Raw genomic sequence first — 21,052 nt, 5'->3', positions numbered from 1 at the left:
GGGGTAGCAAAAGAGGCAAAGGCAAGATGGCTTGAACAAAGTGAAAGCCAGCGTCTTTAGGCGCTGGCCAGTAGTAGAGGCTTATAGCCTCAGTGCAAACCACCCGTTGGACGGGTGGTCATGGTTTGAATTAACAGGAAAGTACAGTTTACAAGGGACTACACAGGGGAGGTATCTGACGGGAGGTATGCCGCCCGTCAGATTTTCCATGTAATGTTCAAGCTGTCGCTTGTGGCGGCTATGGTAGTGAGCATTAAATCCACCACCCGCCGCTTATCGTCAAAGTCCACTTCGTTCCATGTGTCCAGATAGCCGGAGATTTCTTTGACCTGTTCCGGGCTGATAGCTTCCACCGTCAGTTCCGCTATCCTTGCCAGAAGTTCCTGCTTGCGTCCGTCCAGTTCCGCTATCTTCACATTCACATAGGAGAGCAGCACATTGTTTGCGCCCGTCAGACTGTCTAACAGCTTTTCAATCTCGCTGTCCACATGGAGAAGTTCTACTTGCAGGGCGGCGATTTTCGGGTTTGCCTTTGCCGCTTTCTTCCTGCCCGTAAGCGTCTTGTGATGTTCCAGCTTCTTCACCATTTGCTGGTAAATCACCGCTTCCAGTTCCGTTGTGACGATTTTCCCACAGCCCGGACAACTCTTGTTATCCAGCCGTTTTGTGCAGCGGAGATATTGCTTGCCCACCGGGTTGTTAATACTCATAAGGGCATATCCGCAGTTCCCGCACTTGATTTTTCCCGCCAGCCATGTGTGGGTGGCTTTCCGGGCAGACTGGATTTTCATGTTGTTCATCAGCTTCTTGCGGCAGGTCAGCCACACATCAGCCGGAACAATGCCCTCATGGGGAGCTAGCACCAGCATTTGGTCTTTCAAGTCGTTCTTTTTGCTGGGCTTCACATCTCGCCCCTGATACAGATAGCACCCGTTCATGCCCGTAAAATCGGCAGCGTCATTGACAATGGCTGTCCCTTGACTTTTGAAAAACTCGTACACATCAAGGTCTGCCTGCACATAGACGGGATTGCGTAACATCTGCGCCAGCGTGGGGCGTATCAGTTCTTTGCCGTTGAACAAAATCCCCTGTTCGGCAAAGTACCGGGTAATGTCCCCGTAGGAGGTTGTGGGCTGGGCGTACATTTCAAACATGAGCCGGATATTCGCCGCTTCCTCCGGGTTTACCACCAGCTTCTTTGTGTTGATGCCGTCCATTTTGATAGGCTCGGTGTGGAAGCCGTAGGGAGCCTTGCCGCCCATTTTGAAGCCCCGCTGACTGCGGGAATAGTAAGCGTCTGTCACCCGCTTCTGTATCGTTTCCCGTTCAAGCTGGGCGAACACGATACAGATATTCAGCATAGCCCGCCCCATTGGGGTGGAGGTGTCAAACTTCTCCGTAGAGGACACAAACTCCACATTGTACTGCTGGAACAGTTCCATCATGTTTGCGAAATCCAGAATGGAACGGCTGATACGGTCAAGCTTGTAAACCACGACCTTTGCAATCAAGCCCCGCTTGATGTCCCGCACCAGTTCTTGAAACTTCGGACGGTCTGTGTTCTTGCCGCTGTACCCTTTGTCTGTGTATTCCTTGCAGTTACCGCCTTTCAACTCGTATTTGCAAAATTCAATCTGGCTTTCAATGGAGATACTGTCCTTTTTGTCCACCGACTGTCTTGCATAGATTGCGTCTATTCTGTTGTTCATATTGTCGCTCCTTTTCTTCAAAAAGAAACGGAGCTGCTGACACCTATATTATACCGCCAGCAGCCCCGCAAATCAACGGTGGCTTTGGGAAACCTTATTCCCCGGCTTCCTCGCTCTGCCGCTTATCGGCATACTTGCGGAACACCTCATAAAGCTGCTGCTCCAACTCCCGGCGTTTCGCCGCTTCCTGCTCCGGCGTGAACACCGGGGAGAGATTTTCCAGCGTGATTTCCTTTCCCTGAAAAGTCACGATTTCTGTTTCCTTTTTATATCTGATATTACTTATAAAATCACCTTTCCTTTCCGTGATAAGGCTGTCGCTTTACCTCCGCCAGCACTTCCGGAGGAATACGGTCTACCAGCCGTTGGATATTCTGCAATTCGCTTTCCAGCTTCGCCCGTTCCATGCGGTCTTTCATCTTGCCGCTTTCGCTGGCTCTGGCTCTCGCTTCCAGCTTTTGATTTTCTTCCAAAAGGTCATTTATCGTGACCTTATATTTCTTCAACTGCCCGGAGAAGTTCTCCATTTGCGGAAACCACTTCTTCAGCATGGAGAGGGCTTCCTCTTTCTTCTTTCCGGCGTTCAGCGGGTTAATTCCGTCAAGAGCCGCTTCAATCGCCCTTGCCTGTTTGGAGAGATTGACCGCCTGTTTGAACAGCCGGGTAGGGATATGCTTCCGCCCCGTCTTGCTGGCGCTCTCCCCACGCTCCAAGTTGGGATATTTCTCCACCATGTAAGTGTGAAAATCGTCCTGCCACTTTGTCAAATTTGCCCGGTTGCCTATGATTTCTTTGGCGCACAGGCGGTTGTCCTTTGTCAGCGGAACAAAAGTCAAATGCAGGTGGGGCGTTTTCTCGTCCATGTGTACCACCGCCGAAACGATATTTTCCCGTCCTACCCGGTCAATGAGGAAATCTGCCGCCCGCTGGAAAAACGCCTGTATCTCCTTTGGGGATTTCTTCTTGAAAAACTCCGGGCTGGCGGTGATAAGCGTATCCACAAACCGGGTGCTGTCTTTGCGTGTCCTGCACCCCGCCTGTTCGATACGGTTTTGAATGAAATGGTAGTATCTGCCCTCCGGCTTGACAATGTGAAAATTGTATTTGCTCCGGCTGGTGTCAATGTCGGGATTGCTGGCGTACTGGTCTTTCTGCCGTTCGTGGTGAGCTTCCAGCGGTCTTGCCGGGTTGCCCTTATGCTTTTCAAATCGCAAAATTGCGTGCTGTGCCATAAACTCCTTTCCCCATTCCCTTCCTTTCCTATCCGGGACTTTTCCACAGGAAAATCCCGCCGGAATTATCTCTGATAGGATTGGAATGGAATGGATATCAATAAATCATTTTAATCTCTGTATTTCTATATACCGTCCGGTTTTCGTACTTCAAGAAGATTGATTATCGTACTCCATGAGTACAGATTTCAGCCCTCCGGCGTACCAGAACCAGATTTCTTGAAGTCGGTGTTTGAAACCGCTTCATAGGATTTTGGGTAGATACGGTTGGGTTTTCCACAGCCCTGTTTCTGTATCTCCACAAGTCCCGCATATTGCAACTCACGCAGGGTATTCACCGCTTTCTGCCGCCCGCAGCGGAGCAGAGCGACCACCTCGCAGATTGGGTAATACAGGAAAATGCGCCCGTATTCGTCCGCCCAGCCGTTCTTGCGGGATAACTCTGTCCGGCGCAGGATAAAGGCGTACAGCAGCTTTGCTTCGTTGGACAAAGCTATGAATGTAGGGGCTTCAAAGAGAAAATTAGGGAGCCGGGTGAAGCTGACCGATTTCTCTGGCTGATGAATGTAAATCGTGTTTGTCATAGTGTGCTTTGTGGACAGTTAGAACGGCATTTCCGGGGGCAGACGATATTTTATATGACCTGCCCCGGTTCTGCCTTCTGGAAGGCTTGTATATCAAGACTTTTTTCCCGCCTAATTGTCCACGCTCGACCTCCTTTTCCGTTCACTTTCCGCTTTCTGCCGCCTGTGAACGCTGGCGGCACAGTCCGGGCAGTATTTTGCCCGGTTGGATTTGGGGACGAACACGCCGCCGCAGACCGCACAGCGTTTCAAGTCCTTATCTCGGAAAATCTCCGCTTCCAGTGTCCCGTCCAGCGGCAAGACCGCCCAGCGGAACCACTTACAGCAGACCGAGAAAGAAACCGTCTGCGGGCAGGTATGGCTGTCCCCGTCATCAAGGGCGATACAGTCCCCGCCCTCATAACAGCAGCACTCCCGGCGGATAAGGGCGTTTGTCTGTTTCCTCTGCGCCGGGGTCATGCGGTAGAGAGAGCCGTCCGGCTTGCGCTCTATGGGCGGCAATCGTCTGTATGAATTTTCTTTCATGTGTTCCTCCGTTTCTCTGTTGCCGTTCTCCCCGAAAAGGCTTCCTGCCCCATTCCTGCGGCGTGTTCCGGCGTTGGCACGCTCCCCGGACTTCGGGACATTTTGTCCCGAAGTGGCTCGTTGCGGTGCTTCCCCTGCCGGGGTATTCCTTTTCGGACGGTCATTCTGTTTTCAAGGTGCTGTTCCGAACGTTCGTAAATCCAGTTTATCAGAAAAAAATGCAAATCCCGGATTGTTGCGAGAATTGCATTTTCCCAAAGTCTATACTTTTGAAATTGCATTTCTGCAATTATCCTGTATAATGGAAACATACGGAGGAGGTGCGTATCTATGGCTTTACCCGGAACACCCGGACAGCGGATTTCAGACCTTTGCAACGGGCGGCATATCCCGCAAAAGGAACTGGCAAAGAAAATAGGGATTTCCCCCTCTCAGTTGAGCCGGATTGTCAGCGGGGAAACTAAGACGGTCAGCAGTGATATTCTCATAGGCATTGCGAAAGAATTTAGAGTGTCAACGGATTATATTCTGGGCTTGTCAACGGTGAGCGTCCAAAAGAGTTATGACATATCGGAATTGGGCTTGTCCGAGGGAGCAGTCCGGGGGCTTGTGACGGGAATGGTAGATGTGGAAATTCTCAACCGCTTGTTAGAACATAAGAATTTCCCACGCCTGATAAGCTTGATACATATTTATTTTCAGGACACAGCGGCAAGGGGCGTTATGGCACGAAACCAGGTAATCGAAATGGCAACATCTTCGCTGTCCAATTTAATGAAAGACCGCCCGGAATACCGGGCGGAAGCAAGACAGGATATACAGTTTATGAACGTTCAAAAGCTGGGGGAGCATGAAGCAGAGATTGAGAAAATCAAGAATGTATTTATGTCTATCCTGCGGGACATAAAAGGCGATATAGACAGCGGGGAGCCGCCGGAAGAACCAGTGACCGCCGCCATGTTTCAAAATATTCAGAACGCTGCACAGGAGCAGAAGCAGGAATTACATACCATTGATGATGTGACGGCGTTGGTTGCGGAACAGCTTGAAAAGGTCATGCCGCTGGACGAGGAAACAAGCGAACAATTCCAGCAGTTGATGAAGAAGATGATTGAGCAGGCGGGAAAGTAATATTTTTCATTTTAGATTTCCGAATTGTTTCCGAAATGCCTTCATTTTATTGCCAATTAGAAATGGCAAGGCTATACTTATATGTGCAACTGAATATAAATGTCTTCGGGGCAGGGTGACTCTTATGTAACAGTATCAGTTCATAAGCAAGAATTCCCGATTGGCGGTTAAAGTCCGCGAGCGTTAAGCGCATGATTTGGTGCAATTCCAAAACCAACAGTAAAGTCTGGATAAAAGAAGATGACTAATATTGCAAAAATCATTATTGAATTATGCCATTGTTAGCACCTGAAAGACAGTTCCTTTCAGGTGCTAATTTTGAATATGGAGGAAATCTAAAATGAACAACAAAACTAAAAAAATGACAACCGTTGCTATGCTTTGTGCAATCGCTTATGTGGTTATGGCAGTAGGAAGAATACCGATTGTTTTGTTTCTCAAATATGACCCTAAAGATGTTGTAATTACTTTGGGCGGGCTAATCTGGGGGCCATTGACATCTTGTATTGCGTCAGTAATCGTGTCTTTTATCGAAATGATGACGGTTAGCGATACTGGTATTTTGGGTTGCATTATGAATATTGTATCTACCTGCTCTTTTGCCTGTACCGCAGCCTTTATTTACAAAAAAAGACACACCTTACATGGAGCATTGTTAGGATTGATTTTAGGAAGTATGGCTATGGTTGCAATTATGCTTTTGTGGAACTATTTAATAACACCGCTTTATATGGGCTATCCCCGTGAAGCAGTCGCAAAATTGCTCTTGCCTGCATTTTTGCCGTTCAACTTACTAAAAGCCGGACTAAACGCCAGTATTACATTTTTCCTGTATAAACCAGTAGTAACCGCTTTGCGAAAAAGCGGATTTATTGAAAGCGAGAATGTGAAAAAGAATAATAAGCCTATCGGACTATATCTTATTTTCACAATGATAATTGTGACTTGTATTTTGATTGTGCTGTCTATGAATGGTCTAATTTGAGGATATGCTGATGAAAGAAAAGAATATATCTTTATGCGGTAAAGTTGTTCACGGCAGAGGTATTGGAAAACTTGTAGGAAGCCCCACCGCTAATTTAGAAATATTGTCAAAAGAAAATACACCACTACCAGGAGTTTACATTTCATCTGTTTGTTGGAACGAAAAAACATATTATGCCGTTACCCACATAGGGAAGCGTCCTACTATTGATAATGACGAAAACATTTCAACAGAAGTCCATTTGCTGAATTTCAATCAAGATATTTACGGAGAAAAACTTCTTGTTGAACTATATACCAGATTAAGAGAACCGCAAAAATTCAGCGATTTATCGGCGTTGTTAAACCAGATTAGACAAGATTGTATAGCAACAAGGGAATTTTTTAATTTGGGTGATTTACCGAATACATTATACATGGATATAGAAATGCATAAGGTATCAGTTGAAAACACAGAAGTATTTTTATCAACGAAAGAGTTTGATATTTTGTATCTGCTATATTCTAATCCAGACGTTACGTTTAGCAAAGGACAAATTTACCAAGCTGTATGGCATGAATTTTCAAACGACTATTTTCATGCTGTGGAAAACACGATTTATCAAATCAGAAAAAAATTACGTCCATATTTGAACGACATGGATTGTGTAAAAACGGTTGTAGGATATGGCTACAAATTTCAACTGAATAGCAAAGCCAGCCGATCCAGTCAACGGTCAAGATGAACGGCGCAATAAATGCGCCGCCGTTGACAGTCCCGCCCGCCTTTGCTGATAGGCAATCAAGGCGGGAAAGCCCTAAAATGGCTTCCCGCCCATTTCAATTTTGAGAGAAAGTCCGTCTGCTTTTTCGTGAGTGTGTCCACAAGTTCGGGACATTTTGTCCCGAAGTCCGGCGTTGGACGAGAGACGGGGGCTTTCATATACGCCCTGTCTGCTGATGAAACCAGTCCTGCGCTTGCGGCTCCACGCCACGCAATCACAGCCCTGTTTTCCTGCCGCTTCAAATCCCCTTGCCCTCTCCGGTGGCAATGGCATTTTTACGGCAACGCTGACAGAGCGTATAACACACTACACTTTGCAAGCAAAGTCGTGTGCCAAAGGGTGCCCCTTTGGAAACCCCGGACAACAAAACAGGCTGAATATCTCGCACTTCCCCGGTGCTTGATACTCAGCCTTTATTTGTTGTCAGCAGCCCCCGTTTCGTGGTCTGCGTGTAGTTCCTTGTAAACTGACCTAAACCTCAGTGTAAAAAACAGTTGCATTCTGCATTTTAAGCACGTATAATAGATTCAATACCAAATAAACACTCAATTCATAAACTCATTTTTATCAGATCAGAATCAGATCAATTCAGACTTCAGCGGGCCCGAAAGGAGCTTAGATGGAGTATCAGTTATTTTTATCAAATGTAAAAGAAAGACTAATAGAGGAGCTGCCGGCGGATGTCCATGTAGAAGATTACCGGACAACGAAGAATAACGGCGAAGTGCGTCAGGGTTTTTTATTCCGGAAATGTGAAGAGGGGATCTCGCCTATTGTCTATATGGAAGATTACTATGAACGGTATCTCAGAGGCATGGAAATGAAAGGAGTAACGGAAGGTCTTCTGGAGTGGTACAGTCAGAGCCAGAAGGTCCCGGAACCATTGATGGAAGCGGAGTATCTGGACAACTATGAGCGGATGAAGGACAAGATTGTATACAGGCTGATTAACGGGGAGAGAAACAGGCAACTGCTAAAAGAGGTTCCGCATCTTTCCTATCTGGACCTGGATATTGTGTTCTGCGTATTGTTTTCGGTAGAAAAGTACAGTGCCATTTCCATGATGATTACAAATGAACATCTGAAAATGTGGGGGATCACCCGGGAAGAGATCAGGCAGGCGGCCGGACAAAATACGCCCCGCCTTCTCCCGGCAGAGCTTCAGGATATTCAGAATGTAGTCATGGAACTGATTCCGGACTGCCGTGGAGAAAGCTGCTTTGCCGGCTATATGTATGTCCTTACCAATATGCAGAGAAGCCATGGTGCGGCCGCAATTCTGTACCCGGGGCTTCTGGAAATGATCGGGGAGGAGTGGAAGGAAAATTTTTATATTCTTCCAAGCAGTATTCATGAAGTTCTTCTTGTGCCGGAGAGTAAAAGTCCGGGTATCTGTGAATTGAAAGATGCGGTCTACAGCATCAACCGTTCCGAGGTTTCGGGGGAAGAATACCTTTCGGACACGGTGTATTATTATAATTACAGGAAAAAGCGGCTTTGCATGTAGATATTAAAGAAAGGTTATGCTAAAATAAAAAGAACTATGGATAATTTCAGAGAAACGGGAGGAGAGACATTTTGATAACAGTGAAAAACTATGTAAAGCCCGGCACACTCGAGGAGGCATATGAGATGAATCAGAAACGGGCCAACCGGATCATTGGAGGGATGATGTGGATCCGAATGGGCAGAGGAAATGTTAATACAGTCATTGATCTGTCCGGGCTTGGGTTTGATCAGATCACAGAGACCGAAACAGAATTTCGCATCGGCTGTATGAGTACTCTTCGTCAGCTCGAGACACACAGTGGGCTGAAAGAGACATTTGGAGACTTTTTTAAAGAGTGTACCAGACATATTGTCGGAGTGCAGTTTAGGAACGGGGCGACAGTAGGGGGAAGCATTTTCGGAAGATATGGATTTTCAGATATTCTGACGGCATTTCTTGTACTGGATACGAAAGTAAAGCTTTATAAAAAAGGAATCGTTCCTCTTTCTGAATTTATCAGAATGGATCGTGACAGAGATATTCTGGAAGAACTGATTGTGGCCAAGGACGGCAGAAAGGCAGTTTATCTCTCGGAGAGAAGAAGTCAGACTGATTTCCCGGTGCTGACCTGTGCGGCATCTGAAAAAGACGGAACAGTTCTACTTTCCATCGGCGCAAGACCAATGAAGGCGGATGTGACAGAGACTACAATAGACGAGATGGAACAGGCGGCTGATACCTTCACCTATGGAAGCAATATGCGTGGAAGCGGAGAGTACCGGAAGCATCTGGGACGAGTCCTTGCCGGTCGGGCGAAAAAAGCGTTGGAAGAGGGGAATGTGTAGATGGAAGTACAGTTTGAATTAAATGGGAAACCAGTCCATACAGAGATTGAAGCAGGTGCAGTGCTTCTGGATGTATTAAGAGATCTTGGATGCTACAGTGTAAAGTGCGGATGCGAGACAACCAACTGTGGACTGTGCACCGTCTGGGTTGACGGAACACCACGGCTTTCCTGCTCGATTCTGGCAGCAGGAATTTCAGGAAGAAAGATTACGACACTGGAGGGGCTTCAGGAAGAAGCGGCCCGGTTCGGAGCATATCTGGCGGCAGAAGGGGCAGAGCAGTGCGGATACTGTTCTCCTGGATTTATCATGAATGTCCTTGCCATGGAAAGAGAGCTCTGTGTATCCGGACATTGTCCGGACGCGGAAGAAATCCGGGAATATCTGGCCGGAAACCTGTGCCGCTGCACAGGATATGCAGGACAGCTGCGCGCTGTGGAAAAATATCTGAGAGAAAGCAGGGGGTAGATCCATGAAGAAAGTAAATCAGGCGATACCAAAGATCGACGCCAAAGCGCTGGTGACAGGAAAGCCGGTCTATACAGATGATCTGGCACCGAAGGACTGTCTCGTCGTGAAAGTACTGAGAAGTCCGCATGCCCATGCGCTGATTAAGAACATTGACTCTGCCAGAGCGATGAAAGTGCCGGGTATGGTGGCAGTATTTACCTATGAGGACTGCCCGAATGAGCGGTTTACAATGGCTGGACAGACCTATCCGGAGCCAAGTCCGTATGACCGTCTGATCCTCGATCAGAGAGTCCGTTTCGTAGGGGACGCGGTGGCGATCGTTGCGGGAGAGACAAAAGAAGCAGTAGACAGAGCCATGAAGATGATCAAGGTGGAGTATGAAGTACTGACTCCGCTTCTGGACTTCAGAAAGGCAAAAGATAATGATATCCTGGTACATCCGGAGGAAAACTGGAGAAGTCTCTGCAATGTCGGAGCAGACAATCAGAGAAATCTGTGCGCCAGCGGTAAGGATGAAGCCGGGGATGTAGATCAGGTCCTTTCAGAATGTAAGTATGTGGTAGAGCAGACCTACCATACCCAGGCAAACCAGCAGGCGATGATGGAAACATTCCGCACTTACTGCTACATGGATGTCTATGGAAGGCTGAATGTGGTGTCATCCACCCAGGTTACCTTCCATGCAAGAAGAATTCTTTCCAATGCCCTTGGAATACCGAAATCAAAGATCCGTGTGATCAAACCGAGAATCGGAGGCGGTTTTGGAGCAAAACAGACCGTTGTGTCCGAAGTATATCCGGCATTTGTTACATGGAAGACAGGACGTCCGTCAAAGATCATTTACACAAGAGAAGAATCCCAGATCGCATCATCCCCACGGCATGAGATGGAAGTGCATGTGCGGGCAGGAGCCGATGAGGCCGGAATTATCCGGGCGATTGACGTCTATACCTTATCCAATACGGGAGCATTCGGAGAGCACGGGCCGACAACGGTTGGACTTTCCGGACACAAATCCATTCCTCTTTATGGAAAAACAGATGCGTTCCGGTTCCGGTATGATGTCGTTTATACGAATGTCATGTCAGCGGGCGCATACCGTGGATATGGAGCCACACAGGGAATTTTTGCGGTAGAATCCGCGGTCAACGAGCTGGCGGAACAGATGCATATGGATCCGGTGAAACTCCGTGAGCTCAATATGGTAAAAGAAGGACAGGTTATGCCTGCGTACTATGGCGAGACTGCACAGAGCTGTGCGCTGGACCGCTGTATGGCAAGAGCAAAAGAGATGATCGGCTGGGATGAAAAATATCCGGCAAGAGATATGGGTAATGGAAAGGTGAGAGGAGTCGGCGTTGCCATGGCAATGCAGGGATCCGGAATTTCCAACGTGGATACCGCTTCCGTTGCAATGAAAGTCAATGACGACGGATTCTACAGCCTGATGGTCGGAGCTTCTGACATGGGAACAGGATGTGATACCATTCTGGCACAGATGGCGGCCGACTGTATGGACTGTGAGATGGAAGATATTATTGTATCCGGCGTGGATACGGATTCTTCTCCGTACGATACCGGATCTTACGCGTCCAGTACGACTTATGTGACTGGAATGGCAGTGATCAAGACCTGTGAGAAACTCAAAGAGAAGATCTGCCTGAAAGGAGCCGAATATCTGGGCTGCGAAAAGGAAGAGGTAGAGTTTGACGGTAAGCGTGTATGGTGTCCGAAGGACGGAAAAGAGATCACCTTAAAAGAAATCGGAAACCGTATCATGTGCGCAAACGAAGAAGCGCTGATGGCTTCAGAGGCTCATTACTCACCAACGTCTCCACCGCCGTTCATGGTTGGTATGGCAGAAGTGGAAGTGGATCTGGAAACTGGAAAAGTGACACCGATTGATTACGTTGCCGTAGTAGACTGTGGTACTGTTGTCAACCCGAGTCTTGCAAGGGTACAGACAGAAGGCGGACTGGTACAGGGAATCGGAATGGCCCTTTATGAGGATGTTGTATACAATCCAAAAGGACAGAATTTCAGCAATTCCTTTATGCAGTACAAGATTCCGACGAGACAGGATACCGGAGAAATCCGCGTGGAATTTGAAAGCAGCTATGAGCCGACCGGACCGTTTGGAGCAAAATCCATCGGAGAGATTGTAATCAACACTCCTTCTCCGGCACTGGCAGCCGCAGTTGCCAATGCAACAGGCGTTCATATCCGGGAGCTTCCGATTACGGCGGAGAAAGTATATATGGGAATGAAACATTCATCATGATGAAAATACACTTTGCGCTTCTTGCGGCAGGAAGAAGCCTTCGTTACGGAAAAGAAGATAAACTGATGGAGCAGATCGGAGGAAGAGAAATTCTCTTCCTCCTGCTTGATAAGACGAGAAAGATTCACGCTTCCTGGAAAGGAAGTACAGTTCTTGTTGTTTCAGGTGAAAAAGAAAAGAGACTCGATATTCCGGAAGTCTGTGTAGTCAACAAACATCCGGAGAGGGGGATTTCTTCTTCCATCGCCCTTGCCCTGGAAACGATCCGGCATCAGCCTGAGTGGCAGAGCGGCGACGCGGTATGCTTTTGCGTCTGTGACCAGCCGTTTCTAAAGAGAGAAACACTGGAAGCGATGCTGGAAGGTTTTCAAAGAAGCCGGAAGGGAATCGGCTGTATCGACTGGAATGGCCCGAAAAATCCCTGCGTGTTTCAGGAACGGTATTTTCCGGAACTTTTGAACCTTTCCGGTGATGAAGGCGGGAAGAAAGTTTTGAAACGACATCTGGACGATCTGTACCGTCTGGAGGCAAAAAAAGAGGAAGTCTGGGATATGGATGAGAAGAAGACCGTAGTTGTGCGGGGCGGAGGGGACCTGGCGACAGGAACTGCTTATCTGCTTGCCCAAAAAGGATGCCGGGTGCTCGTACTGGAAACCGGATGTCCCGCATGTATCAGACGGCAGGTTGCCTTCTGTGAAGCGGTGTATGAAGGAAGCTGCACCGTGGAAGGAATGACGGCAAGGAAAGTGCTGTCCCGGGAGGAGACAGAAGAGGCCTGGGAATGCGGGGAAGTTCCGGTTTTGATTGACCCGGAATGCAGCTGCCTGTCCTGGCTCCAACCGATTGCTCTGGTGGACGGGATTCTTGCGAAAAAGAATCTGGGGACCACCATCGATATGGCACCGCTGACGATCGGACTTGGGCCGGGATTTACAGCAGGAGTGGATACGGACCTGGTCATTGAAACCATGAGAGGAGAGACTCTTGGGAAAATCTACCGAAGCGGAACAGCCATTCCAAATACCGGAGTGCCTGGTATGATTGCGGGATATGCCAAAGAGCGGGTGATCCATGCACCTTGCAGCGGTGCGATTCGGTATCTGAAACAGGTGGGCGATCTCGTTGAAGAGGGAGAAGTTCTGGCAGTGATCGGGGAAATGGATGTCCGTGCGACGCTCACCGGATACCTGCGCGGTGCAATCAAGGAAGGATATCCGGTCACAAAAGGGTTAAAAATCATGGATATCGATCCAAGAACAGACGGCAATGAGAGATGCTTTGTGATTTCGGATAAAGCACTTGCCATCGGGGGAAGTGTCTGCCGTGCGCTGGAAGAATGGGAGAAAACATGCTTGGAGAATTAGGTCTGGAAAACAAAAGATGTATCGCATTTACGGGTGCCGGCGGAAAGACGACGGCCGTCTATACCTGTGTGCGGGAAATGCGGGAAGAAGGTCTGCCGGCAGCGGCTGTGACAACAACAAAGATGTGGAAGCCGCAGGAAGGATTTCTTCTGTGGCGTGATGACCTCTCCGCAGAGGAAGTCAAAGAATGGATTAGATTACACGGGATGAGGCCGGTGACCATCGGCCGGGAACTTCCGGATGGAAAGATCGGATCCATACCCTTAAATGCCCTAAAGACTCTGGTGGATCAGGGAGTCCGTCTGTGTGTGGAAGCAGACGGGGCAAAGGGCAAATGGATCAAAATTCCAAATGACCGGGAGCCTGTGGTGCCGGACTTTTGTGATGCGGTGATAGGGATTCTTAATCAGAAAGCGCTGGGAAAGTCCTTTCTGGAAGTGGCACACCGGCCGGAAATCTGTGCGGAAAGGCTTGGAAAAAGACCGGAGGATCTGGTAGAGATGAAGGACCTTTGCAGACTATGGCTTGACAAAGATGGAATTTTCCAGAATTGCAGACAGATAAAAAGGGCGGTCCTAAGCGGGGTGGAACCGGGGATGGGAGAAGCCCTCTTCAAAGAATACCGTGAGGTTTTTCGATGGATGAGACAACAGGAGATGCCTGTTTATATATGGGAGCGAAATGATGACAGACAGAGAGTTTTTAGAACGGATCAAGAGCCTTTATGAGAAAGACGGAGGGATGATCGTCCGTCTGGCAGAGAAAGGTGGAAAAGTCCGGACATGGATTTTGAAGAACCAGGAAGAACTGAAGGAAGAAAAGACGGAAATGATTCCGGAGAAATGGAAGGAGCGGATCCGGAAATTGTATCAAAAGGCGTCCCTCTCGGGGACTGCCATGGATTGGGATGAAGACGGCGGATTTTTGTTTCTGGAGAATGCAGAAAAAGAAGACCGGATTGTAATCTGCGGAGCAGGGTACGTCGGACATGCACTGGCGAAACTTTCCGTTTTTACCGGAATCCGGACAATTGTTCTGGAGGACAGGGAATATTTCGCGGAGCTTGCCAAAAAGAGCGGTGCCCATGAGGTGATCTGCCTTCCATTTGATGAAGCGGTGCGAAGTCTGAACGATGAAAAAAATACCGCCTATGTTGTCATGACAAGAGGGCATGCCTATGATCAGAAATGTCTGATGGAGATTGCCAAAAAAGAATCCTACTATACCGGGATGATGGGAAGCAGAACGAGGGCCGCCATGATGCGGGAAGAACTGGAAAAAGCCGGAATTGACCGGGAATGGACTAAGAGGCTGCATGCACCGATCGGTCTGAAAATCGGCGCGCAGACGCCGGAAGAGATTGCGGTGTCTGTCATGGCAGAGATTCTTCAGGAGAGGAGCAAGGCCGGATGCTCCATGAAGACCGGTTACGAAGTATTTCGTCATGCCCTCGAGAACATACAGGAGGGAGAACGCTTTGTACTTTCCACGATTCTGGAAAGAAGAGGTTCCGCCCCAAGAAAAGAAGGAACGCATTTTATTGTGTCGGAATCCGGGAACTGTTTTGGAACCATCGGCGGAGGAAAGCTGGAGGCAGATATCGTCCGTGCATCGCAGGAAATGATGAAACAGGGAGAGGACTGGAGAATCGAAGAGTCTGACCTGAATAACCGGGATGCGGCCGATGAAGGGCTCGTATGCGGAGGACATGTGAAAGTCCTGATGGAAACGGGAAAAAACAGATAGAAAGAAAAAACGAGGACTGTGCCGGGATGGCACAGTCCTCGCTGGTTTCTGCTTTGCCTTATCTAATCTTCTTTAAATGTGAGAGAAGTGTCGGTCATGGATGAAATGATCGCAAGAGATTCCAGATGGATACCAAGATCACGGATCTTGTCGCCGCCCTGCTGGAAGCCTTTCTCAATAACGATTCCGGCACCTTCAATGGTAGCCTGCGCATCCTTGACGATGGAGATCAGCCCGAGAAGGGCGCATCCGTTTGCCAGAAAATCGTCGATGATCAGAACATGATCGTCCGGTCCGAGGAACTTCTTGGAGAGAATCACGTCGTAAGTACGTTTGTGTGTGAAAGACTCTACCTTGGAATGGTAAACTTCTCCGTCGATATTGATGCTCTGTGCCTTTTTCGCAAAAACAACCGGAACATGGAAATACTGTGCCGCGATACAGGCGATCCCGATTCCGGAAGCTTCGATTGTCAATATTTTTGTAATCTTTTCAGAAGGGAACCGTCTGCGGAATTCCTTTCCGATTTCATTTATTAAGTCAATGTCCATCTGATGATTCAGGAAGCTGTCGACCTTCAGGACATTTCCCGGCTTGACAACCCCGTCTTTTAAGATACGTTCTTTAAGAAGCTGCATGATAATTCCTTCCTTACAAGATTTTTTATTTAACATATATCATACTGAATGGAAAGAAAAATTTCAATGAAAAACTGAAAAATATCCGGAATTTCGTCGAATTTTTTCTCTTTACAATCTGTAAAAGATGTGGTATTATAATCAATGCGTTCACATGACGCAGAAATACACCTATAGCTCAGGGGATAGAGCACCGCCCTCCGGAGGCGGGTGCGGCGGTTCGAATCCGCCTAGGTGTGTAAAAACCTGTCGGATTTTCCGACAGGTTTTTTTGTTGTTGTCCGGGAAATGTTACGCAGGTTCTTCAGAAAACTTGCGGTTTCGGAGCATCTCAATTTCGCGGCGGTAAGGCGGGAGCGTTTTCTTTGGATTTTCGACGGAAGGGATATAAGGTGTTTCCAGAATCTTTGGTACTTCCATGAAATCCGGATGGTGTACGATGGAAGCAAGAGCCTCAAATCCGATTTCGCCCTGACCGATATTGGCATGGCGGTCTTTTTGTGCACCCTGCGGATTTTTGCTGTCATTGATATGGAAGACCGCAATCTGGTCTTTTCCGAGAATCCGGTCAAAGGTTTCGATGACACCGTCAAAATCATTCCGGATGTCATATCCGCTGTCATGTGTGTGGCAGGTGTCAAAGCAGACACGAAGCTTTTCATTATAGGTGACGCCGCTATAAATCCGGGCCAGCTCTTCAAAGGAGCGGCCAAGCTCTGAGCCTTTGCCTGCCATCGTTTCCAGCGCGATCTGACAAGGGGTATCTTTTGTCAGTACTTCATTAAGCCCTTTGATGACCTGAGCAATCCCGGCATCCACACCGGCGCCGACATGGGCACCCGGATGAAGAATGAGCGTGCGGCTTTGGCATGCTGCTGTACGTTCGATTTCCAGAGCGAGAAACTCGACCGCAAGCTGAAAAGTCTCCGGTTTCACAGAATTCCCAAGATTGATAATATAAGGTGCGTGAACGACAATATCAGAAATGTGATGGGAGTTCATAAAATCCCACGCTTCCGGGATACGAAGCTCGCTGATGTCTTTCCGTCTTGTATTCTGAGGCGCGCCGGTATAAAACATAAAGGTATCAGCCTGATAGGAGGCCGCTTCTTTGGCTGAACCAAGCAGCATATCTTTTCCGCTCATCCCGACATGGGAGCCGAGAAGCGGAGTTTGTCTTTTTTCTTTTGTCATAGTGATTTCCTCTCAAAACAATAATGATTTCTGTTATTATATACTAAAAGAGAAAAAAGCGCAAGAGCTCAAAAATATGGTTGTTGGAGATTCTTTCCTATGTTAGAATATAAGGAACGTAATTTTATATAAAAATCAGAGAAATAAAGAAAGAAGGACGAATGAGATGAAAAAACTGGTAGATTTTCTGGAAGAGGAAATGAAAGCAGCATTTGAAAAAGCAGGATATGACGGAAGCTTTGCGAAAGTGACCTTATCTAATCGTCCGGATTTATGTGAATATCAGTGCAATGGAGCGATGGCAGCAGCCAAAACCTACCACAAAGCTCCGATTATGATTGCAGGGGATGTACTGACTCACCTTCAAGAGAGTGAAGCACTGGAGGATGTACAGGCGGTAAATCCGGGATTTATCAATATGAAAGTAAAAAAAGAGTTTCTTTCTTCCTATGCAGAAGAGATGAGAAAGTCCGAGCAGCTTGGGGTAGAGCATGCGGCTCAGAAGAAACGCATCATTATGGATTTTGGAGGCGCAAACGTGGCAAAGCCGCTTCATGTGGGACATCTTCGTTCAGCAGTAATTGGGGAAAGTTTAAAGCGGATTCTGCGGTTTAAGGGACATGAGGTTATCGGAGATGTTCATCTTGGAGACTGGGGATACCAGATGGGACTTGTCATTACCGAGCTTCAGAAACGGAATCCGGATCTTCCGTATTTTGACGAGCAGTTCACCGGTGAATACCCGGAAGAAGCACCGTTTACAATCAATGACCTGGAAGAAATCTATCCATATGCGAGTGCCTATGCAAAGGAGCACGAGGACTATAAAGAAGAAGCTCTGAAAGCGACATTTGAGCTTCAGAACGGAAGAAGAGGATACCGTGCACTCTGGAAGCACATCATGAACGTATCGATTGCCGATCTGAAAAAGAATTATGAAAACCTGAATGTAACATTTGACCTCTGGAAAGGAGAGGCAGATGCACAGCCGTATATTCCGGATATGGTGGAAATGCTCAAAGAAAAAGGATTCGCTCATCTGGATCAGGGGGCTCTCGTAGTCGATGTCAAGGAGGAGACAGATACGAAGGAAATTCCGCCGTGCATGATTCTGAAGTCAGACGGAGCAGCCCTCTATGATACGACAGATCTTGCCACACTTGTGGAAAGAGAAGAACTCTATCAGCCGGATGAAGTAATCTATGTGGTTGACAAGCGTCAGGAACTTCACTTTGTACAGGTGTTCCGCTGCGCAAAGAAAACGGGAATTGTTCCGGAGGATACCAAGCTGACTTTCATCGGTTTTGGAACGATGAATGGAAAAGACGGAAAGCCGTTTAAGACAAGAGCAGGCGGTGTCATGCGTCTTTCCGATCTGATTCGTGAAATCAACGAAGAGATGTCCCAGAAGATTGCGGAAAACCGGACAGTTGCTCCGGAGGAGGCTGAAAAGACAGCTCAGATGGTCGGACTTGCAGCATTAAAATACGGAGACCTTTCCAACCAGGCATCAAAAGACTATGTCTTTGATCTGGATAAGTTTTCTTCTTTTGAAGGAAATACAGGACCGTACATTCTGTACACCATTGTCCGGATCAAATCCATCCTGAATAAATACGCCGAAAACGGAGGAAATCTGGATACATGTTCCGTGAAAGCACCGCACTCTGATTCTGAGCGGGCGCTGATGCTGGAAGCAGCGAAATTTACCGCAGTTCTGGATCAGGCATATGAAGAGCTTGCTCCTCATAAGATCTGCGGTTACATTTACGATCTGGCAAACAGCTTCAACCGTTTCTACCATGATAACAGAATCCTTGGCGAAGAGGATGAAGAAAAGAAGCAGGGATATATCGCACTGCTTGATCTGGTAAGGACGATTCTGGAGACCTCCATCGATCTGCTTGGATTTGAAGCGCCGGAAAGGATGTAGGACTATGACAGAACGACTGTATAATCAGGATGTCTATACAAAAACCTTTACTGCAACGGTTCGTTCCTGCCAGGAAGCATCCGGCAGGGATGGATATGAAGTAATTCTGGACCGTACCGCCTTCTTTCCGGAAGGCGGAGGGCAGTATGGAGATATCGGATGGCTTTCCGGGATCCGGGTGACGGATACACAGGAGAAAGACGGGGAAGTCATCCATTATACGGAAGAGCCGCTGGAAGCAGGAAGCACGATCGACGGAGAGATAGACTGGAAGATCCGGTTTTCCAGAATGCAGCAGCATACAGCAGAGCACATTTTGTCCGGGCTGGTACATAAACGGTTCGGATATCAGAATGTAGGATTTCATCTCGGAGATGATCTGTGCACCATGGACTTTAACGGACCGGTCACAAAAGAGCAGATGGAAGAGATTGAACAGGAGGCCAACCGGGCTGTTTACCAGAATATCCCGGTTCAGATTCTCTATCCGTCCGAAGAAGAACTGGAAGGAATGGAGTACCGAAGCAAGATTGAAATCGACGGTCAGGTGCGCATTGTCTGGATCCCGGGGTATGACCGGTGTGCCTGCTGCGCTACCCATGTCGGCTCTACCGGAGAAATCGGACAGATCAAAGTGATCGCCATGATGAATTATAAGGGTGGAGTCCGCGTGACAATGGTAAGTGGGGACAGAGCTCTGGCAGATCATGAAAAACGCGAAAAAGATATGAAAGAGATTTCGGCGATGCTTTCTGCAAAAGAAGATGAACTTCCGGAGGCAGTCAGGAGACTGAAGGATGAAAATGAAAACCAGAAGCATCAGATCATTGAACTGCAGAGAAAAATGACTGCCCTGAAGGCACAGCAGGTTCCGGAAGGAACATACAGCCAGTGCCTGTTTGAGACGGATCTGGATCAGACCGGCATCCGGGAACTGATGAATCACGTTCTGGAACGAAGTGTTGCTGTGTGCGCTGTTTTCCTGAAACGGGGCGAGCAGTACCAGTATGTAATCGGAAGCCAGAAAAGGGATATCCGTGATCTGGGCAAAAAGCTGAACGAGAGATTTCATGGACGGGGCGGCGGAAAGCCGGGCATGATCCAGGGCTCTCTTACAGGTGACGAAGAGGAAATCAAAGCATATTTTGAGGAGATAATCAATGTTCAATAATCAGCCAAACAGACAGCCGGGAAATCCGTTTGCGAGAATCATTATTCCGATTTTGATTTACTGGGGGATCAATTTCCTTGTGGATATTGTTGTTGTCGCGGCTTATCTGGCTGCGCGTGCACAGGATCTGCTGCATGCCTATGAAAGCCAGACTGCGTTTCAGACATTTATGGAAGAAACACTGACATTTGCATTGAGCCATTCGACGGAAATTACGTCGGCGGCGGCAGTGCTGGCGCTTCCAATTTATATCTACATGATGAGAAAGGATGAGAAATACCGAAGGTTGTTTACGGTACCGGATCCGGATTCCGGCAAAACACCGGCATGGACCTATCTGTATGCAGTTCTGCTTGGAGTGACAGCCGGAGTTGCGCTGAACAATATCCTGATTCTGAGCAATATCAGCAGCATCAGCGTTTCTTATCAGACAACGTCAGCAGGACTTTACGCTTCACCGGTGATCATCGAAGTGATTGGACTCGGAGTGATTGTACCGGTTCTTGAAGAGTGCCTGTACAGAGGAGTTATTTTCAGAAGAATCCGAGACATGGTAGATGCCAGAAAAGCCATTTTGTTTTCCGCGCTGATTTTTGCCGTTGTGCATGGAAATATTGTACAGTTTCTGTATGCGTTTGTATTCGGACTGCTTTTGTCATATGCCTATGAGACTTACGAAAGTATCAAAGCACCGGTTTTGCTGCACTGTGCAGCAAATCTTGGCTCAGTGCTTCTGACGGAAACGAATGCGTATGAATGGATATTCCAGACACCGCTGAGGATGGGAATTATTACTGTTGTCTGTGCATTTGCGGCGTCTGTGTTCTTTGTACAGATTCGAAATATGGAGAACACAAAAAAAAGCGGGCATGGCCAGCCATAGATTTCAGGCTGTATGAAGGAATAGTCATAAAAAATGTTACAAAATTATTAAAAAACATTGCAAAGAATAGAAGAATAAGATATACTAGACCTTGTAGTGAAAAAAGAA

Annotated in this window: 20 protein-coding genes, 1 tRNA gene and 1 riboswitch; of the genes, 14 read left to right on the top strand and 7 right to left on the bottom strand. The window is 47.7% G+C overall.

Annotation, left to right across the window (positions count from 1 at the left end; all coding sequences use genetic code 11):
• Positions 1-197: 197 nt before the first annotated feature.
• From Selli1_RS01235 to Selli1_RS01215, 5 genes are all read right to left on the bottom strand, one after another.
• Positions 198-1,709 carry a recombinase family protein gene (locus Selli1_RS01235; protein ID WP_155200590.1) on the bottom strand — a complete coding sequence of 504 codons (1,512 nt, stop codon included), beginning with the start codon at positions 1,707-1,709 and terminating at the stop codon, positions 198-200.
• Positions 1,710-1,803: 94 nt separating this feature from the next.
• Positions 1,804-1,959 carry a hypothetical protein gene (locus Selli1_RS01230; RefSeq protein ID WP_155200589.1) on the bottom strand — a complete coding sequence of 52 codons (156 nt, stop codon included), beginning with the start codon at positions 1,957-1,959 and terminating at the stop codon, positions 1,804-1,806.
• Between the two features lie 40 nt (positions 1,960-1,999).
• Positions 2,000-2,941: a MobV family relaxase gene (mobV, locus tag Selli1_RS01225; protein WP_155200588.1), complete on the bottom strand. Its 942-nt coding sequence runs from the start codon at positions 2,939-2,941 to the stop codon at positions 2,000-2,002.
• Positions 2,942-3,129: 188 nt separating this feature from the next.
• A complete protein-coding gene (locus Selli1_RS01220) occupies positions 3,130-3,525 on the bottom strand; it encodes a replication initiator protein A (RefSeq protein ID WP_155200587.1) in 396 nt (131 codons plus the stop codon).
• Between the two features lie 111 nt (positions 3,526-3,636).
• Complete coding sequence (locus Selli1_RS01215; RefSeq protein ID WP_155200586.1) at positions 3,637-4,050, bottom strand: cysteine-rich VLP domain-containing protein; 414 nt, start codon at positions 4,048-4,050, stop codon at positions 3,637-3,639.
• Between the two features lie 330 nt (positions 4,051-4,380).
• Here Selli1_RS01215 and Selli1_RS01210 point away from each other — a divergent pair, with 330 nt between their 5' ends.
• The 10 genes from Selli1_RS01210 to Selli1_RS01160 all read left to right on the top strand — a co-directional run bounded on the left by Selli1_RS01210 (position 4,381) and on the right by Selli1_RS01160 (position 15,125).
• Positions 4,381-5,181: a helix-turn-helix domain-containing protein gene (locus tag Selli1_RS01210; protein ID WP_155200585.1), complete on the top strand. Its 801-nt coding sequence runs from the start codon at positions 4,381-4,383 to the stop codon at positions 5,179-5,181.
• A gap of 97 nt (positions 5,182-5,278) precedes the next feature.
• A riboswitch (FMN riboswitch) is annotated at positions 5,279-5,427 on the top strand.
• Positions 5,428-5,521: 94 nt separating this feature from the next.
• A complete protein-coding gene (locus Selli1_RS01205; RefSeq protein ID WP_155200584.1) occupies positions 5,522-6,166 on the top strand; it encodes an ECF transporter S component in 645 nt (214 codons plus the stop codon).
• A gap of 10 nt (positions 6,167-6,176) precedes the next feature.
• Positions 6,177-6,890: a riboflavin kinase gene (locus Selli1_RS01200; RefSeq protein WP_155200583.1), complete on the top strand. Its 714-nt coding sequence runs from the start codon at positions 6,177-6,179 to the stop codon at positions 6,888-6,890.
• A gap of 658 nt (positions 6,891-7,548) precedes the next feature.
• Entirely contained in the window at positions 7,549-8,436 is an 888-nt protein-coding gene (locus tag Selli1_RS01195; RefSeq protein ID WP_087168189.1) for a DUF5688 family protein, read from the top strand.
• Between the two features lie 71 nt (positions 8,437-8,507).
• Positions 8,508-9,263: an FAD binding domain-containing protein gene (locus Selli1_RS01190; protein ID WP_087168188.1), complete on the top strand. Its 756-nt coding sequence runs from the start codon at positions 8,508-8,510 to the stop codon at positions 9,261-9,263.
• On the top strand, positions 9,264-9,731 hold the full coding sequence (locus tag Selli1_RS01185; protein WP_087168187.1) for a (2Fe-2S)-binding protein: 468 nt from the start codon (positions 9,264-9,266) through the stop codon (positions 9,729-9,731). It abuts the gene before it with no gap.
• 4 nt (positions 9,732-9,735) lie between these two features.
• Positions 9,736-12,015, top strand: a complete 2,280-nt coding sequence (locus tag Selli1_RS01180; RefSeq protein WP_087168186.1) for a xanthine dehydrogenase family protein molybdopterin-binding subunit — start codon at positions 9,736-9,738, stop codon at positions 12,013-12,015.
• Positions 12,012-13,379: a selenium-dependent molybdenum cofactor biosynthesis protein YqeB gene (gene yqeB, locus Selli1_RS18225; RefSeq protein WP_330677407.1), complete on the top strand. Its 1,368-nt coding sequence runs from the start codon at positions 12,012-12,014 to the stop codon at positions 13,377-13,379. The genes Selli1_RS01180 and yqeB overlap by 4 nt, the downstream gene beginning before the upstream one ends.
• The gene (gene yqeC / locus Selli1_RS01165) at positions 13,364-14,107 is read left to right on the top strand and encodes a selenium cofactor biosynthesis protein YqeC (RefSeq protein WP_281872110.1); all 744 of its coding nucleotides are present in this window, start codon (positions 13,364-13,366) and stop codon (positions 14,105-14,107) included. The genes yqeB and yqeC overlap by 16 nt, the downstream gene beginning before the upstream one ends.
• The gene (locus Selli1_RS01160) at positions 14,061-15,125 is read left to right on the top strand and encodes an XdhC family protein (protein ID WP_281872093.1); all 1,065 of its coding nucleotides are present in this window, start codon (positions 14,061-14,063) and stop codon (positions 15,123-15,125) included. The genes yqeC and Selli1_RS01160 overlap by 47 nt, the downstream gene beginning before the upstream one ends.
• 62 nt (positions 15,126-15,187) lie before the next feature.
• On the opposite strand, the gene Selli1_RS01155 is transcribed toward Selli1_RS01160, so the two are convergent.
• Entirely contained in the window at positions 15,188-15,763 is a 576-nt protein-coding gene (locus Selli1_RS01155) for a xanthine phosphoribosyltransferase (protein WP_087169687.1), read from the bottom strand.
• A 167-nt stretch (positions 15,764-15,930) separates the two neighbouring features.
• On the opposite strand from Selli1_RS01155, the gene Selli1_RS01150 reads away from it, so the two are divergent.
• Positions 15,931-16,002 (top strand) — tRNA-Arg (locus Selli1_RS01150).
• 52 nt (positions 16,003-16,054) lie between these two features.
• On the opposite strand, the gene Selli1_RS01145 is transcribed toward Selli1_RS01150, so the two are convergent.
• Positions 16,055-16,957 (bottom strand): deoxyribonuclease IV, encoded by a 903-nt coding sequence (locus Selli1_RS01145; RefSeq protein WP_191433501.1) that lies wholly within the window; start codon positions 16,955-16,957, stop codon positions 16,055-16,057.
• A 166-nt stretch (positions 16,958-17,123) separates the two neighbouring features.
• On the opposite strand from Selli1_RS01145, the gene argS reads away from it, so the two are divergent.
• From argS to Selli1_RS01130, 3 genes are read left to right on the top strand one after another with little or no spacing between them, the layout of a single operon-like run.
• Positions 17,124-18,890 carry an arginine--tRNA ligase gene (gene argS / locus Selli1_RS01140; protein WP_191426875.1) on the top strand — a complete coding sequence of 589 codons (1,767 nt, stop codon included), beginning with the start codon at positions 17,124-17,126 and terminating at the stop codon, positions 18,888-18,890.
• Between the two features lie 4 nt (positions 18,891-18,894).
• A complete protein-coding gene (locus Selli1_RS01135) occupies positions 18,895-20,061 on the top strand; it encodes an alanyl-tRNA editing protein (protein WP_281872090.1) in 1,167 nt (388 codons plus the stop codon).
• Complete coding sequence (locus tag Selli1_RS01130) at positions 20,051-20,944, top strand: CPBP family intramembrane glutamic endopeptidase (protein ID WP_138372434.1); 894 nt, start codon at positions 20,051-20,053, stop codon at positions 20,942-20,944. The genes Selli1_RS01135 and Selli1_RS01130 overlap by 11 nt, the downstream gene beginning before the upstream one ends.
• Positions 20,945-21,052 lie beyond the last annotated feature (108 nt).

The sequence above is a fragment of the Sellimonas catena genome, assembly GCF_027924685.1.
GTDB classification, from domain to species: Bacteria; Bacillota; Clostridia; order Lachnospirales; family Lachnospiraceae; genus Sellimonas; species Sellimonas catena.
This window is presented reverse-complemented; position numbering and strand designations above follow the sequence as displayed.